14 protein-coding genes are annotated in these 16300 nt (G+C 71.8%); 4 read left to right on the forward strand and 10 right to left on the reverse strand.

Annotation, left to right across the window (positions count from 1 at the left end; genetic code table 11):
* Positions 1–42 precede the first annotated feature (42 nt).
* The 6 genes from OG505_RS14600 to OG505_RS14625 form a co-directional block, all read right to left on the reverse strand.
* Entirely contained in the window at positions 43–249 is a 207-nt protein-coding gene (locus tag OG505_RS14600) for an MbtH family NRPS accessory protein (RefSeq protein ID WP_328375647.1), read from the reverse strand.
* Positions 246–1280 carry a 2,3-diaminopropionate biosynthesis protein SbnB gene (gene sbnB / locus OG505_RS14605; protein WP_405433850.1) on the reverse strand — a complete coding sequence of 345 codons (1035 nt, stop codon included), beginning with the start codon at positions 1278–1280 and terminating at the stop codon, positions 246–248. Before sbnB ends, OG505_RS14600 begins: the two co-directional genes overlap by 4 nt.
* Positions 1274–2242 carry a 2,3-diaminopropionate biosynthesis protein SbnA gene (gene sbnA / locus OG505_RS14610; protein ID WP_272619357.1) on the reverse strand — a complete coding sequence of 323 codons (969 nt, stop codon included), beginning with the start codon at positions 2240–2242 and terminating at the stop codon, positions 1274–1276. Before sbnA ends, sbnB begins: the two co-directional genes overlap by 7 nt.
* Before the next feature lie 211 nt (positions 2243–2453).
* Positions 2454–3809, reverse strand: coding sequence for a condensation domain-containing protein (locus OG505_RS14615; protein ID WP_405433851.1), 1356 nt, complete (start codon positions 3807–3809; stop codon positions 2454–2456).
* The gene (locus tag OG505_RS14620) at positions 3806–4060 is read right to left on the reverse strand and encodes an acyl carrier protein (protein WP_405433852.1); all 255 of its coding nucleotides are present in this window, start codon (positions 4058–4060) and stop codon (positions 3806–3808) included. The genes OG505_RS14615 and OG505_RS14620 overlap by 4 nt, the downstream gene beginning before the upstream one ends.
* A gap of 41 nt (positions 4061–4101) precedes the next feature.
* Positions 4102–5058 carry a beta-ketoacyl-ACP synthase III gene (locus tag OG505_RS14625; protein WP_405433853.1) on the reverse strand — a complete coding sequence of 319 codons (957 nt, stop codon included), beginning with the start codon at positions 5056–5058 and terminating at the stop codon, positions 4102–4104.
* A 179-nt stretch (positions 5059–5237) separates the two neighbouring features.
* Between OG505_RS14625 and OG505_RS14630 the strand changes: the two genes are divergently transcribed.
* Entirely contained in the window at positions 5238–6125 is an 888-nt protein-coding gene (locus OG505_RS14630; RefSeq protein ID WP_405433854.1) for an SDR family NAD(P)-dependent oxidoreductase, read from the forward strand.
* Here the strand turns inward: OG505_RS14630 and fabG are convergent.
* From fabG to OG505_RS14650, 4 genes are all read right to left on the reverse strand, one after another.
* Positions 6097–6843 carry a 3-oxoacyl-ACP reductase FabG gene (gene fabG, locus OG505_RS14635; protein ID WP_405433856.1) on the reverse strand — a complete coding sequence of 249 codons (747 nt, stop codon included), beginning with the start codon at positions 6841–6843 and terminating at the stop codon, positions 6097–6099. The genes OG505_RS14630 and fabG overlap by 29 nt on opposite strands.
* Positions 6840–7304, reverse strand: a complete 465-nt coding sequence (locus OG505_RS14640) for a 3-hydroxyacyl-ACP dehydratase FabZ family protein (protein WP_405433857.1) — start codon at positions 7302–7304, stop codon at positions 6840–6842. Before OG505_RS14640 ends, fabG begins: the two co-directional genes overlap by 4 nt.
* Entirely contained in the window at positions 7304–7672 is a 369-nt protein-coding gene (locus OG505_RS14645) for a hypothetical protein (RefSeq protein ID WP_405433859.1), read from the reverse strand. The genes OG505_RS14640 and OG505_RS14645 overlap by 1 nt, the downstream gene beginning before the upstream one ends.
* Positions 7673–7752: 80 nt before the next feature.
* Entirely contained in the window at positions 7753–9573 is a 1821-nt protein-coding gene (locus tag OG505_RS14650; RefSeq protein WP_405433860.1) for a BTAD domain-containing putative transcriptional regulator, read from the reverse strand.
* Between the two features lie 279 nt (positions 9574–9852).
* Between OG505_RS14650 and OG505_RS14655 the strand changes: the two genes are divergently transcribed.
* The 3 genes from OG505_RS14655 (at position 9853) to OG505_RS14665 (ending at position 16295) form a co-directional block, all read left to right on the forward strand.
* Positions 9853–13032, forward strand: coding sequence for a type 2 lanthipeptide synthetase LanM family protein (locus OG505_RS14655; RefSeq protein ID WP_405433862.1), 3180 nt, complete (start codon positions 9853–9855; stop codon positions 13030–13032).
* On the forward strand, positions 13029–13268 hold the full coding sequence (locus OG505_RS14660) for a hypothetical protein (protein ID WP_405433864.1): 240 nt from the start codon (positions 13029–13031) through the stop codon (positions 13266–13268). Before OG505_RS14655 ends, OG505_RS14660 begins: the two co-directional genes overlap by 4 nt.
* Positions 13269–13391: 123 nt before the next feature.
* Entirely contained in the window at positions 13392–16295 is a 2904-nt protein-coding gene (locus OG505_RS14665) for an AAA family ATPase (protein WP_405433866.1), read from the forward strand.
* The last annotated feature ends 5 nt before the right edge of the window (positions 16296–16300 follow it).

A 16300-nucleotide genomic window follows, 5' to 3' on the forward strand; every position in this document is an offset into this window, starting at 1 on the left:
CCTCCGGGGGACCGGGCGCGGGCGTGGGATCGGATCAGGTGGTCAGGCCGTGGCCTGGGACTCCATGCGCTGGCGCAGGCTCAGCGGCCGCATGTCGGTCCAGATCTCGTCGATGCGGGCCAAGCACTCGTCGCGGGTGCCCTCGGTGCCCTCGGCACGCCAGCCGGCGGGCAGATCCCGGTCGGTCCACCAGACCGAGTACTGCTCCTCGTCGTTGAGCACCACTCGGTAGCTGCGGTTGTCCGTCATTGCCACTCCTTAAGGGATCCGGTGGACGCCACGGTGGCGTCCACCACGGGTAGGAAGTCGTCGACGCGTACGCCCAGGCGCCGCCGTACGGCGGTGGCGCGGACGTGCTCGGCGAGCACGAGATCCAGCACGCCGAGGCCGAACGGGGACACCACCACCGGTACGTCGTCGACGGGCAGCCGCGCCTGGCCGCCGGCCAGCGCGCCGATGGTGGCGTGGATGAAGTTCCGGCCGCCGGTGAGCTGCTCGGCCAACTGCAACGAGGTGCCCTCTCGGCAGGCGTGATCGGGGTCGTCGACCACGTTGCGCGCGGTCAGCAGCCCCTCGGGGAGCAGGTCGCGCAGGGACAGGTGCAGCAGCATCGCGCCGGGCCGGCAGGCGGCCAGGTCGAGGTGGGGCTCGGTGGCGGTGGTGGCGATCGAGACCAGCCGGTGCGCGGCCATCGCCTCTTCGGCAGTCCCGGCCAGTGTCGTCGGCGTCCCCGGCAGCAGGGTCCGGGCGACCTCGGCGAAGGCCTCGGCCCGGCGGGGGTCGGTGTCGAACAGCGTCAGCGCCAGCGGAGGGGCGATGGTGCCCGCCACGAACCGCAGCACCTGCTGGTTGATCAGCCCGCAGCCGATCAGGGCCAGACCGTCCGGGCGGCGGTGCGCGGTGAGCAGGCCGGCCGCGAGCGCCGCGCTCGCCGCGGTACGCCGGGCCGAGATGACCGAGCCCTCGACCAGGGCCACCGGGTGGCCGGTACGCATCGAGTTCAGCAGGATCGCCGCGCTGGCCCGCTCCAGCCCTGCGGCCAGGTTGCCGGGGAAGGAGGAGATCCATTTGATGCCGCTCACCGGTGGGTCGGCGCCGAGGTAGGCGGGCAGGCCGATGATGCGGTCGCGGGGTTGCTGCGGGAAGCGCAGGAAGACCGAGTGCGGCAGGCTCGTGCGGCCCTGCTCGTGCAGCAGGTACGCGTGCCGAACCAGATCCACCACCCGGGCGTCGTCGCCGTCGAGGATGTCCCGCACCACAGCCCGACCGATGATCAGCACGTAGCGTCCTTCCACAGGTGGGTGATCTCCCCGAAGTGCCCGGAAACCCATTGATCGGAATAGATCGTGTCGAGGTAGCGGTCGCCGTTGTCGGGCAGGATCAGCACGGCGGTGGCGCCCGCCGGGATGTCCGCCATCCGTCGGCGCAGTGCGGCCACGGTGGCGCCGGAGGACCCGCCGGCGAGGATGGCCTCCCGGTGCAGCAGCAACCGGCAACCGACCACGCAGTCCAGGTCGGAGACGTGCATGATCTCGTCCGGGGTGGCGTCGGCGGCCAGCGGCGGCACGACCGAGGCGCCGTGCCCGGGGATCAGCCGGGTCGCTGGCTCGTCGCCGAAGATGGCGCTGCCCACCGCGTCCACCGCCACCACCCGCGTGGACAGCCCGTGGTCGCGGAGGTAGCCGACGCAGCCGACCAGCGTCCCGCAGGTGCCGGTGGAACAGAACAGATAGTCGATCCGCCCGTCGAGCGCGGTCACGATCTCGGCCATCGTCTGCCGCTGCGCGGCGGCATTGAGCGGGTTGGCGTACTGGTCCGGGCGGTAGGCGTGCGGGACCTGCTCGCACAGCTCGCGGACGCGGCGCTGCCGGGCCGGCAGGTACTCGCCGGTGACCGGGTCGGGGTGCTCGACCATCTCGATCTCCGCGTGGTACGCGGTCAGGATCGCGAGGTTCTGCCGGGTGGTCTTCGGGTCGACCACGCAGATGAACCGGATCGCGTAGTACGCACAAACCTGAGCGAGGCCGATGGCCAGATTGCCCGAGCTGGACTCGACGACCACCGAACGGCCGGGCACCAGCTCCCCGGATTCGACCTTGGCGCGCAGCATGCTCAGCGCGGTGCGGTCCTTGATGCTGCCGCCGGGATTGAAGCGTTCGAGCTTCACGAATAACCGGGAGGGGAACTCCGGAAACAACCGGACCAGCTGTACCAGCGGTGTGTTCCCGACCGTCGAGAGGATGCCCTCGCGCACCGTTCCTCCCTCCACAAGTGACCTACCAATGCCACGAAGTTGTCAATCAGCGCTATACCGCCCCTATACCGGTGCCTCGGGCGGCCACCGCCGGGCCTGGGTCCGGCCGGCGACGGGGGTCGCGCCGGCCGGATCCGGCCCGTGCGGCGGACGCGCCGGCCCGGCAGCACGGGGGCGCCGCGGGCCACGCCGCACCGGTCTATCGGGTGCCGAGCGCCAGCAGTTCGCGCAGTTCCGCCTGGTCGACCATCGGCGCCAGGGACACCACCGTCTCCGGCGCCGTGCAGGCCACCCGCAGCATCTGGAGGAAGTGCCCGGCCAGCCGCTGCACGGTCGCCTCGTCGAACAGGTCGGTGTCGTAACCGAACTCCGCCTGGAGCCGGCCGTCCTGGTACTGGGTGAGGGTCGCCGACAGGTCGAACTGGCCCTCGTCGTACGGGATGTCCAGCAGCCGGATCTGGCGCCCGGCGAACGCGTGCCGCCGGGTGGTGTAGTTGTCGCCGTGCTGGTGAGCCAGCAGGGTGACGGTCACCCGCACTGGCGGATCCTGGTTACGACGGCCCGATCGGAGCAGCGGGAACGGGTAGGCGGCATGGGCTACAGCGTCGGTCAGCTGTCGGCTCGCCGCGGTGATCGCCATGGCGAACGTGGTGTCCGCGTCGAACGATCCACGCAGCGCGATCGTGTTGATCAACATGCCGACCACCCCGCGCAGCGCCCGTCCCCGACGCAGCGAGGCCGGACAACCGACGGTGAGCTCCCCCAGACCGGTGTAGCGGTACATCGTCGCCTGGAACGCGGCGAGCACGACGCTGTACGGCGTCACCCCGGCCGCCGCCGCGGTCTCCCGCAGCCGGCGGGCGAGGTCGTCCGGGAGTTCCTGACTGAACGCGCCGCCGCGGAACGAGCGCACCGGCGGACGGGGCCGGTCGGTCGGCACGGTGGCCGCCGTGGCGCCGTCGCAGACCTGATCCCAGTAGGCGCGCAGCCGCTCGCCGCGCTCGCCGGAGAGGGCCGCCCGCTCCCGGGCCAGGAAGTCGTCGTAGCTGCCGGAGACCGGCTGCAACTCCACCGACCGCCCGGTCTGCAACGCCCCGTACGCGCCGTCCAACTCCTGCCAGACGATCCGCTGCGAGTGGAAGTCGGTGGCGATGTGATGGATGACCACCACCAGCACGCAGTCGGTGCGCCGCCGCAGCAACGCCACCCGCATCGGACCGTCCTGCGCCAGCCGTAGCGGCTGGTCGCCGAACTCCTGGCAGCGGCGCAACAGCCCGTCGTCGTCCAGGTCGGGAACATCGTGGACCTCGACCTCGCACCCGAGGTCGGGATCGACGACCCGCACCGGCCCCTGATCCGTCTGCACGAACCGGGACCTGAGCAGGTCGTGCCGTGATCGCACCGCCGCCACCGCCCGGCGTACCAGGTCGAGGTCGAGCACCGGTTCGACGTGCAGACCGTGGACCACGTTGCTGGCCGGGCTGTCCGGGGCCAACCGGTGGACCAGCCACAGCGCTCGCTGCCCGACCGACAGCTCCCGGACGTCCTCGGTCACACCGGAGACCTGGCGGAGAGAACGAAGTCGCTGAGATCCTGGACCTTGGCGAAGCTGCCGACCAGCTCGTCCGGCACCTCGATGTCGAAGTGGGTCTCCACGGCGGCGAGCAGGTCGACGAGCTTGAGGCTGTCCAGCCCGAGGTCGACGAAGGTGTCGTCGGCGTTGATCTTTCGGTCGACGTCCTCGGTCATCAGCTTGCGGGTGAGCGATACGACGTCGAGGGACACCTGGTTCACGGTCATCGTCATGGTGCATGTCCTTTCGTAGGAAGGGGTCTTGATCGGAGTGGTCAGGGCATCCGGATGATCTGACCGGCGTAGGCGAGTCCCGCCCCGAAGCCCAGCAGCATCACCCGGTCGCCGGGGGTGGTCCGACCGCTCTCGTACAGCCGGCTGAGCGCCAGCGGCACCGACGCGGCCGAGGTGTTGCCGGTGTCGATGATGTCCTTGGCGACCTTCTCGTCCGGGATCTGGAGGATCTCGGCCAGCTGGTCGACGATGCGGAGGTTCGCCTGGTGCGGCACGAACCAGTCGATGTCCGAGAGCTCGACGCCGGCGGAGGCGCACACCTTGCGGGCCACCCTCGGCACGTTCTTGGTCGACCAGCGGTAGACCAGGGGGCCGTCCATCTTGGCGAACTCGCGGCCGTTGGCGTCCCACTTGGTGCCGAGGATGTCGGACCGTGAGCCGTCGCTGCCCCACACGGTCGGGCTGATTCCGTCGACCTCCGCGGGGGAGACCACCGCGGCACCCGCACCGTCACCGAAGATGACGTACGTCGCCGGGTCCTCCGGGTCGATGAAACGGCTCAGTTGTTCCGCCCCGACGACCAGCACGTTGCGGGCGCTGCCCATCCGGATCTCGTTGGCCGCGATCCCGATCGAGTAGGCGAAGCCGGCGCAGGCGGCGTTCAGGTCGAACGCGCCGGTGGCGGTGATGCCGATCCGGCTGGCTACCTCGGGCGCCCCGCCCGGGATGCGGTCCTTCTTCGTCGCCGAGGCGAGGATGACCAGGTTCACGTCGGCCGGGTCGACGTTCGCCATGGCCAACGCCTTTCCGCCAGCCTCGGCGGCCATCATCGTCACGGATTCCTCCGGCCCGGACCGGTAGCGCGACCGGATGCCGGTCCGCTCCTCGATCCACTCCGGAGTCACACCGGCTTCCTCGGCGATCTCCTCGTTGGTGATCAGCCTGCTCGGCCGGTACGCCCCGAGCCCGGTGATTGCCGCACCTGTCATCTGTGCCATCGCCTCCTCCGCACCACGCCTGGTCGGCGTCCTGGTGGCACCGTCCGGAGGCAGTGTTCGGCGGGGCTCTCATAACTTCTCTACATCGCGCCCGGTATGGAAAAGAGATAGCCCGGCCCCGGACCGTACGGCGGAAGTGTGTCGCCGCAGGCGGGCACGCCGATTCCGAGGGAGCGCGCATGGAGGAGTTCCGAGCAAAGGTCGCGGTCGTCACCGGAGCCGGTTCGGGCATCGGCCGGGCGCTGGCGGTCGAGCTGGCCGCCCAGGGCGCCCGGTTGGCCCTCTCCGACGCGGCGGAGGAGGGCCTGGCGCAGACCGCGGCGAGCTGCGCCGAGCGGGGAGCCGAGGTCCGCACCTACCGGTTGGACGTCACCGACAGGCTGGCGGTGCAGGCCCACGCCAAGGAGGTACGCGCCGACTTCGGCGGCGCCGACGTGGTGATCAACAACGCCGGGGTGACTCTGTTGGCCTCGATCACCGAGGCCGAGTGGGACGACATGCGGTGGGTGCTGGACGTCGACTTCTGGGGCGTGGTGCACGGCACCCGGGCGTTCCTGCCGCTACTCGTCGCCTCCCAGGGCCACCTGGTGAACATCTCCAGCATGTACGGGTTGACCGCGGCACCGGCGCAGAGCGCGTACAACGCGGCCAAGTTCGCCGTCCGGGGTTTCACCGAGGCGGTGTTGCAGGAGATGCGGGTCGGCGACGTGCCGGTGAAGGTCAGCTGCGTCTACCCGGGCAAGGTGCGGACCGACATCTTCAGCAACGCCCGGGCCGCGAAAGGGCTCGGCTACGGCGGGATCCGGGAGCGCTTCGCCCGGGAGGCGACGACCTCGGCCGAGCAGGCCGCACGGCTCATCCTGCGCGGGGTCCGGCGCAACCGGGTGAAGATCGTCGTCGGGGCGGACGCCCGCCGGGTCGACCTGCTCACCCGGTTGCTCGGCACGGCCTATCCCCGGATCACGGCGCGCCGGGCCCGGACGCAGGCGAGCCAGGTCCGCCTGGAGGCCATGCGGACCCGGCTCGCGGCACAGCGGGTCAGAACGTCAGACCACCGTCAACCGTGACGACCTGCCCGGTCAGGTAGGAGGCCCGCTCCGACAGCAGGAACGTCACCACCGGGGCGATCTCCTCCGCCTGGCCCAGCCGGCCGAGGGCGGTCCGCTGCTGGACGCTCACGGCCAGCCCGGCAGGCAGGTCGTTCAGCATGTCAGTCTCGATGAACCCCGGCGCCACGGCGTTGACCCTGATCCCGTACGGGCCGACCTCCTTCGACAGCGCCTTCGTGAAGCCGATGATGCCGGCCTTCGAGGCCGAGTAGTTGGTCTGGCCCGGGCTGCCGGTGATGCCGGCTACCGAGGACACCGTGACGATGGCGCCACCACGACGCCGCATCATCCGGCGGATCGCCGCCCGGCACACGTTGTAGACACCCCCGAGGTTGACGTCGATCACCGACTGCCAGTCCTCGTCGGCCATCATCGCCACCGGCCGGTCACGGATGATCCCGGCGACGGTCACCAGGGCCGCGATCTCGCCCAGGTCCCGCTCCACCCCCGTGACGAAGTCGCGCACCTGCGCGGAATCGGCGACGTCTACCTGCCGGGCCAGCACCCGGGCACCGGTCTCCAGCACCTCCGCGGCCACCTTCTCGGCGGCCTCCCGGCTGCTCTGATAGCAGAAACCCACGTCGTACCCGTCTGCGGCGAGCTGCCGGACCACGGCCCGGCCAATCCCTCGGGATCCGCCGCTGACCAAGGCGACCGGTCGTCGAATTTCACTCATGTCGACTCCTTGACGTCGGAGACCCCGGCCAGGACGGCGGGGCGAAGCGCAGCCGCCGGGCGCACCGCGCCGACCAGACGACCGACCTGCATGACCACCTCGGTGCCGACCACGCTCTCGCCCCGAACGAAACCCGTGTCGGCGATCAGCCGGATCAGCTCGACCCGGTGCTCGACCGTCTCACCCGGCAGCACCGGCCGGCCGAAGCGGATCCCCTCGAAGGCACCCGCGATCGGCACTCCGTCGGTCAGCACGGCGGGCATCGGCCGGTCGTGCCTGATCAGCACCAGCGCGGCCTGGCCCCACGACTCCAACAGCAGCACGGCAGGCAGCGGCCGGGTCCCGGTCACCGTGTAACTGCCCACCAGCCGGCTCCGGGGTACCAGTTCGCTGACTCGGTCGACCAGGAGCATCGGCGGTCGGTGCGGGATGAGCCGTCGAATGTCGTCGCGGTCGAGCATCAAGGGTTTCCTTCCTGATAGCGCAACACCACCTCGGCGGCCGGTACGCCGGACACGGCGACCGTGCCCCGGCGTAGCCCGCCGTCGCGCCGGATGGTGATGACCAGCTCGTCGTCGAGATCGATCGTTCGGAAGAACCGGCAGGACACCAGCTCGGCGAGGATCTCCGACGGCATCGCCGCGAGGACGGCGCGGTGCACGTACTCGACGATGTAGACACCGGGCAGCAGGGGGAAGCCGGGATAGTGCCCGGCGAAGACCGGGTCGTCCCGGTCGGGCCGAACTCGACCGACGATCTCGTCCCCGCTGGCGTGGTCGAGGTCGATCCGCGCGTTGGTCGCGCACTCGGGCGGGATCAGGATGGTCACTCACTGACCGTGCTGGCACCGGCTATATCTTCTCCATACGCCGGGAGCACGGCGGCAACGCCGGGGATCCGCAGGCGCGGCTATGCCGACAACGCCGATCTGGCGGTCACCACGCGGTGGTCCACCGGGTCGGCCTTCTCCCGCGCGAAGACCCGCACCAGGTCGTGGAAGCGGTGTCGCTGCCGGCGCCCGCCGTCCGAGCCCGCGATCTCCAACAGCCGGGCATCGACCAGGCTCTCGGCCACCTCCTCCCCCACCCGGCGCGTCACGCCGAGCACCCGGGCGGCGGCCCCGATCGGGAAGACGGCCGTTTTCAGCAGTGCCAGCCGGCGCAGCGCGACCTGACTCTCGACCTCCAACTCCTGATAGCTGCCCTCGATGCGGGCCCGCACGTCCAGCGTCCCCAGCCGTAGCTCGTTGAGACGGAACCGTTCGTCGGCCAGCCGCTGCGCGAGGTAGCGCAGTGACCAGTGCGGCCGAGCGATGAGCCGCGCCGCAGCCACCCGGATGCCGATCGAGAGCCGCCCGCACAACTGCACGATCCGGTGTGCGGCACCGGGCTCGGCGGCCACCCGCGGCAAGCCGACGATGGTGGCGAACAGCTCCAGCGCCTGCGCCGGATCGAGGATGCCCACCTCGACGCGGGTGACACCGGGCAACTCGGAGAGGCGGCCACGACAGGTCAGGATCACCCGGCAGGACGGATCACCGGGCAACAGCGGGCGGACCTGCGGATAGTCGGCAGAGTTGTCGAGCACCACCAGGACCCGGCGGCCAGCCAACTGGCTGCGGTAGAGGCACTCGCGTTCGTCGAGGCGCCTCGGAATGGCCTCCTCGGCATTGCCGAGGCTCCGGAGGAACCAGCCCAGCACGTCGCCCGGGTCGGTGGCGTTGCCCCGGGTGCCGCCGAGGTCGGCGTAGAGCTGCCCGTCCGGGAACTCGCTGCTGCACAGGTGCGCGGCCCGCAGCGCCAGCGCCGACTTGCCGACGCCGGCCATCCCGGTCAGCAGCGTCCGCTGCGGAGCGGACGGCGACGTCTCGGCGAGCAGCCCGGCCAGCGCCCGCAGCTCCTGCTCCCGGCCGCAGAAGTCCTGCGCCCCGGGCGGCAGCATCGCCGGTCGGACGTCGCGCCAGCCCGGTCCGGCCCGCGGTGCGACCGCGACGTCGGGCATCCCGGGGCCGGCCAGCACCGTCTGGTACGCCTCGGCCAGGGCCGGGCCCGGATCGGCACCCAACTCGTCGGCGAGCACCCGCCGGCCCTGGTGGTAGACGGCCAGCGCGTCGGCCTGGCGGTCACATCGCAGCAGCGCCGTAATCAAGTGGCTGCGCAGTTGCTCGTGCAGCGGCTGCGCGGCGACCAGATCGCTCAGCTCCACCACCAGGTCGGCCTGCCGGCCCAGCATCAGGTCGGCCGTGATGCGATCCTCCAGGACCGCCATCCGCACCTCGGCCATCCGGGGCGACTCCGCCTCGATGAGGTAGTCGGTGACGTTGCTGAGCGTCGCTCCGCTCCACAGCGCCAGCGCCTCGTGCAGGTCCCGCGCGGCCTCCTCGTGCCGGCCGGAGCGCAGTGCGTCCCGACCCAGTCCGGCCAGCCGCTCGAACTCGTCGATGTCGAGTCGGCTGTCCCCCGTCCGCAGCAGGTACCCGGACCACTGCCGGACGATCTCCACCTCGTCGCCGAGATATTTCCGCAGGCGGGAGACGTAGTTGTAGAGCTGGGCGGCGAATGTCGCCGGCGGGTTTTCGTCCCACAGCAGCTGGCAGAGACGCGCGTCGGAGACTATTCGCCCTCGGGCGAGCAACAGGACGGCCAGGACGGTGCGCTGCTTGGCGCCGTCCAGCGGGACCTCACCGCCGTCGCGCCAGGCGCTCACCGGCCCCAGTACGCGAAACTCCACAGTCGCTCCGATCGGGTCAGCCCATCGAACAGTCGGAGACTCGACCACCGTCGCGCGTCGACGCATCTGTGCCGGGCACCCAAGTTCCGTCGTCCGCACCCGCGTGATGTCGCCACACCACCGACACCGGCCCCCGGTCCCACCCTCCGGGCGGTCATCACCGACTGTCGTCCGGGCAGCACCGGAAAGTGCGCGAACTGCGGCGACCAGCCAGGTCGACAAGAATTTGGGTGGATCCCACGCATGAGTTACCCGCCGCCGCTTGGCACCCTCAATTCGATGAACACCACGGACGCCGACGGCCCACCCAGCCTCGCTCCGGCCGAGTCGCCCCGACTCCGCCAGAGCTGGTGGGCGCGGGGCTTGGCGCTGCACGAGCGGGTGACCGGCGGCGGCGGTACCGACCCGGTGGACACCGGGCGGCTCGGGCACGCGCGGCGGCGGCTGGATCTGTGGCGGGCCGACCGCGGCCCGGAGCTGGACGTCCGGCTGGGCGAGCTGGGCGTCGACGAGGACCGGTTGCTCACGTTCCTCGCCGAGGAGGACGGGCACCTCGCCGCGCGGGTCGGCCCGCCGCCCTGGGCGGTCCTGATCGAGTCCGCGGTGCGCGCCGCCGCACCGCCTCCGTCGGTGCCGGTCCCAGCGGACTGGAGGACGGCGTTCGCCCTGCCGTTGCGCCCGTTGGTCGACCAAGCGAGGGCTCGCTTCCGCCGGGACGCCGGCCCGGTGACCGACGCCCAGGTCGACCTGGGCGCGCTGGATGCCGCGTTGGGGGCCACCCTGGAACGGCAACTGGCCGCGCTGGCCGCCCGTACCTTCGTCGAGGAGCTGCACCGCCGCAGGACCGCCGGCCTCCTCCAGGGTGCCGACAGTCGCGCCCGATTCGTCGACTTCGTCCGCCAGCTTGCCACCCCGGCAGGGCTGGCTGCGCTGTTCACCGATCTTCCGGTCCTGGCCCGGCTGCTCGGGCAGGCCACCGCGCACGTCACCGACGCGATGCTGGAGCTGCTCGCCCGGTACACCGCCGATCGGAACTGCCTGGTCGACAACCTCCTGGGCGGCGTCGACCCCGGCCCTCTGGTGGCCGTCGACGACCGGCGGGGTGATCCGCACCGGGCCGGCCGGACCACCACCGTGGTCCAGTTCGCCGACGGCCGGCGGTTGGTCTACAAGCCCCGGGATCTCACTCACGACGACCGGCTGGCGGCCTTCGTCGGCTGGATGAACCGGATGGTGCCCACCGTCGGCATGCGAACAGCCGCCTGCCTGGTCCGCCCGGAGTACGGCTGGACCGAGTTCGTGATCGCGGCACCGCTGGCCGACCCGGACGGCGCGGACCGCTTCTATCGACGGCAGGGCGCGCTGCTGGCGCTCGCCCACGCGCTCAACACCACCGATCTGCACTACGAGAATGTGATCGCCAGCGGCGAGGACCCCGTGGCCATCGACGTCGAGACGTTGTTCAGCCCCAGTTGGCGGCCCGCAACCCAGAGCGGCGATCCAGCCGCCGACCTGCTCGCCGCCTCGGTGCACCGAACCGCGTTGCTGCCGCTGATCGTCGTCGGTGAGCAGGGCATCATGGACCTGTCTGGCGCCGGCGGCGACGAGGGCCGGCAGAGCCCGGTCAGTCGGATCGACTGGGCGGACCCGGGCACTGACCAGATGCGCCTGGTACGTCGCGCATCCGCCTTTGACGGTGCCTCGAACCGCCCCCGGCTCGGCGACCGGGTGATCGATCCGGAGGACCACGAGGCGGCGATGCTGGAGGGTTTCCGGCTCGGCTACGAAGCGATCGAGGCGCACCGCGGGGACTTCGCCCAGCTGGTCAAGGCGTCGTCGGCCATGACGGTGCGACTCGTCGTGCGGCCCACCTGGGCCTACCGTACGCTGCTCGACGAGGCCACCCACCCGAGCCTGCTGCGCGACGGTCTGGACCGGGACCGCTTCCTCGGGCAGCTCTGCGGCCGGACCACACTGCCCGGCGACCCGGTGTTCGCGCGCCACGAGATCGTGGCCCTGTGGCGCGGTGACGTGCCGTACTTCCACGCCCGGGCCGACAGTCCCCACCTGGCAGCCGACGGGGAGCCGACCGCGGTGCCGCTGTACCGCAGTGGCGTCGACGCTGCACTGGACCGGATCGGCGGGCTCGGCGAGGTCGACCGGCAGGACCAGGAGTGGGTCATCACGGCCAGCCTGGCCACCCGCCGGCCGGTCGGCGCGCATGGCGACGCGGCGCCGATGCCAGGGCCGTCGCACGGCACGGCCGCCCCACCCGAACGGCTGGTCTCAGCAGCCTGTGCGATCGCCGACCAGATCGTCGCCCGTGGCGCACCGGGCCGGGACCGGGTGAACTGGCTCGGCCTGGAACTGGTCGACGACCGGCAGTGGCTGCTGCTCCCGATGGGCGCCGGCCTGGCCAACGGGTACCTCGGCATGGCGCTCTTCCTCGGCCAGCTCGCTCACATCAGCGGCGTGGCCCGCTACGGCGACGTGGCCCGTCGGGCGGTCGCCGCGACGCCGGGGCTACTGCGCCTGCTCTCGGATCGACCCGAGCTGGTCACGGCGATCGGCTGTGGCGGGCTGCACGGCCTCGGCGGACTGGCCTACGGGCTGGCTCGGCTGGCCGTGCTGCTCGACGACCCGGGGATCGGTCGGTGGGTCGACACGGCGGTCGAACTCGCCGAGGTCGCGGTTGCCGGCTCCGCCACCGACGACTGGGCCACCGGCAAGGCCGGCTGCCTGGCCGCGATGACCTCGATCCACGCCGAGCTGGGTCTCGATCGGGCGGCGGCGCTGGCCCGGACCTGCGCCGACCAGCTGGCCGGTACCGCGTTCGATCACCCCGCCAGTCCGGCTGGCTTCGCCGATGGCACGGCCGGCATCGCGTACGCCCTGCACCGGTTCGTCAACGCCGGCGGCGGTTCCCCGCAGCACGCGGACGCGGCACGGAAAGCTCTGCGGCACGCCCGGCAGACCCCGACCAACTCGTCCGGGTGGTGTGCCGGCACCGCCGGCCTGGCCCTCGCCCTCGCCGGCCGGCACGACGCGGGCACCTCCCCCACCGCGGACCCGGACGCGCCGGCTCACCTCGTCCGACGCTTGGCCGACCGGCCGCTGTCCCGCGACCTGAGTCTCTGCCACGGCGAGTCCGGCGTCGGCGAGGCGCTGACTGTGCTGGCCGCGGGGCCGGCCGGCCCTGCGGCAGCCGCCGCGCTACGGCAGCGGACCACCCTGCTCCTCAACTCCCTTCAATGGCAGACGCGCTACTGCGGCACACCCGACGGAGTGCTCACACCGGGGCTGCTGACCGGCCTCGCCGGCATCGGCTACGGACTGCTGCGCTCCGCCCTGGCCGCACGGATTCCGTCCGCGTTGCTCCTGGAACCCGCCCCGCAGCCAACCGGACCCGGCTGGCTGTCGCTCACCAACCCCTTCACCCCGAGGAGAGAAGAAAAATGATGTCTCACCAGCTCACCGCCGACCTCGCCGACACCGCCCACGTCGAGGACCCGCACCCCGCCGGGGAGCCAAAGGTCAGCCCGATGGTGGCCTTTGGCCTGCGTACGGCGGCCCTGGCCGGTCTGGCCATCCCGGTGGGTCTCCTGGTTGGACACCTGGTCGCTGGCGACGCCGGAGACGTCGACGCCGCCGTCCCGCTCGCGCTCACCACCTGCTGCCCTACTTTCCCTTTGTGACCCTGGGCGGAGACCGCCCGGTCAGCGCCGCGATCAGGCCGGTCGGACGATAATCTCGCCGGGCTCGGTGCGCCTACCGGTTGACCCTGGTTATCGATGGACCGCCTCGCTAACGTTGCCGCCGTGCAACGATCACGCGTCCTGGTCGGCCGAGATGCGGAATTCGGTGTGCTGATCGGCATGATCGAGGCTGCCCGCGTCGGGCGCGGGGGCGCGGTCTTCATCGTCGGAGAGGCCGGCGTCGGCAAGTCGCGGCTCGCCGCGGCGGCCGCCGAGTCCGCCTACACCGCCGAAATGAGTCTGCTGCGGGGGCGGGCCAGCGCACTCGGCACCGGAGTGCCGCTGCGCCCGCTCACCGAGGCGGTACTGTCCCTGCTCCGTTCGGCCACAGTGGACGTCACGGCGCTCGGCCCGTACGGGCCGATTCTCGGCCGGTTGGTGCCCGACTGGGGCACCCCCCTCGCCGACCAGGAGACCGGATCGGTGGTGATCCTGGCCGAGGCGGTGCTCCGGCTGACCGGTCTCGCCGGCCAGGACCGCGGGTGCCTGATGGTCCTGGACGATCTCCAGGACGCCGACGCCGAGACGCTCATGGTGGTCGAATATCTGATCGACAACCTCGACGAGCAGCCCACCCTGCTGGTCGGCGTCCTCCGAGCGGACGGCTCCCCCGCGCTGGAGGTCGCTCGGGCAGCGGCCCGCCGCGGCCGGTGCACCGTGATCGAGTTGGGCGGTCTCGGGCCCGAGGACCTGCGCGCCATGGCCGGGGCTTGCCTCGGCGTGGCGGCGGATGAGCTACCAACGGCCGCGGCCGAGCTGCTTTGGGGCGGCAGCGGCGGCAACCCGTTCCTCATCGAGGAGATCCTCGCGGCGATGGTGGACAACGGATTGCTCCGGCATGGTCCACAGGGGTGGCTCGTCACTCCACAGGCGCCCGCCACCCTGCCCGCCGCCTTCGCCAGAAGCATGGCGCACCGGATCGAGAAGCTGAGCCCGCAGGCCCGGGAGCTGCTGTCCTGCGGCGCCCTGATCGGGCAACGCTTCTCGGTGGCCGTGGTGCAGTCGGCGACAGGGCTCAGCGACCGCGACCTGTTCAACCATCTGCACGGCGACATCGTTGCCCAGCTGGTGGCACCGGACGACCAGTTGACCGACTGGTACACCTTCCGGCACCGTGTCACCCGCGAGTCGCTGCTCGCCCTGGTCGAGCCGACCGACCGGCGGGAGTTGGCCCACACCGTCGCCGAGGCCGTCGCGAAGGTCCACCCGGAGTTGCCGGGTGAGTGGTGCCAGATCTCCGCCACCCTGCGCGTCGAGACCGGCGACGCCCTGTTGGCCGGTCGACTCTTTGCCGAAGCCGGCCGGAGGGCCCTCGCGCAGGGTGCCGCCACCTCGGCCGTCGCCCTGCTCGACCGGGCCTGGGAGCTCCAGGCCGACGGGCCGGCCGAGGCCCGCGCCGACACCCTGGAGACACTCCTGCAGGCCCTCGGCGAGGCTGGCCTGGTCCGGCGGGCACTGGAGCTGGTCAACAGTCCGGACCAGGTGGCCGGTCTTCCCGCTCGACGGCAGGCCAGGCTGCACACCCGGCTGGCCTGGACCGCCGTGTTGGCCGGGGAGCTGACCGACGCGCTGGCCCAGGTGGAGATCGCCCGTGAGCTGCTCGGCCCGGACCCCGCGGCGGAGGACGAAGCCCCGATCGACGTCGTCGCCGCACACCTGGCCCTGGACACGCCAGGGCGGGACCAGATGGAGGTCGCCGAGACCCTGGCCCGCCGGGCCGCCACGGTCGGCGCCGCGGTGCCGCTGCCGGTGGTGGCCTGTCAGGCCTGGCAGTTGCTCGGTGCGCTCGTCCGGCATCGCGACCCGGCCGAGGCCACCCGCTGCCTGGAGCAGGCCCGGTCCATCGCCGCCGAGCACGGCCTGCCGATCTGGGAGGTCCACGCGCTGATCCGGCTCGGCAACGACGACGCGCTGCTACACGGCACACTGGACCGGCTGGAACAGGCCCGAGAACGAGCGCTGCGGGCCGGGGCGGTGACTGCCCGCCAGCAGGCCGAGGCGAGCATCGCGCTGCACCTGATCATGCGCGGCGAGTACCCGGCCGCACAGGACCTGATCGACCAGGTCCTCACCGCGACGACCCGCCTGAAGCTGATGGAGACCACCCAGTACGTGCTGCTGCTCAGCGCGGTGCTCGCCGCCCACCAGGGCCGGCGGGTGGAGATGCAGGACGCGCTCGCTGAGTTCCGGCGCTGGGGCGGTGACGAGAGCCTGCACACGCAGCGGGTCCACGGGCTGGCCGGCACGTTCTGCGCGCTGCTCGAGGAGGACCGCCCGCGGGCGCTGGACGAGCTGTCCCTGGCGGTACGGGCGGAGGAGACAAACCCGACCGTGTTCCACCTGGGTGGACGGCTCGGCCTCCAGTTGCTGTTGCAGGCGATGGCCAGCGAGGTCAGCTTTCCGGCGTACGAAGCGATCGTCGGCACACCGGCGAGCCAGCTACCGTGGGACCGGCAGTTCGCGCTCTTCGCCCGGGCGGTCCTGCTTGGCCGCGCGGGTCAGCACGACGCCGCGACCGCCACCGTGGCCGAGGCCATGGAGGTCGGCGCGCTGTACGCGATGGGGCGGCACCTCGCCCTGCGGCTGGTCGCCGAGTCGGCGCTCGCCGATGGCTGGGGCACCCCTGTGGAGTGGCTGCGTGCCGCCGAGGACTACTTCCACCAGGCGAAGGTCACGCCGGTCGCCGGGGCGTGTCGCACGCTGCTGCGCCAAGCGGGCGCGCGGGTCACCCAACGCCGGCGCGGCGCCGCAGAGATCCCACCTGAGCTGCGGACAGCGGGCGTGACGGTACGCGAGTGGGAGGTGCTGCGGCTGCTCACCGGCCGGCTGAGCAACCGCGAAATCGCCGAGCGACTACACCTGTCACCGCGCACGGTGGAGCGGCATGTCTCCAGCCTCATCACCAAGACCGGCCAGCCGAACCGGATCGCGTTGAGCGATATCGCGACCGATATCGACAGTGGCTGACCGGT

It is taken from the genome of Micromonospora sp. NBC_00617 (assembly GCF_045161355.1).
In the GTDB taxonomy this organism is placed as follows: domain Bacteria; phylum Actinomycetota; class Actinomycetes; order Mycobacteriales; family Micromonosporaceae; genus Micromonospora.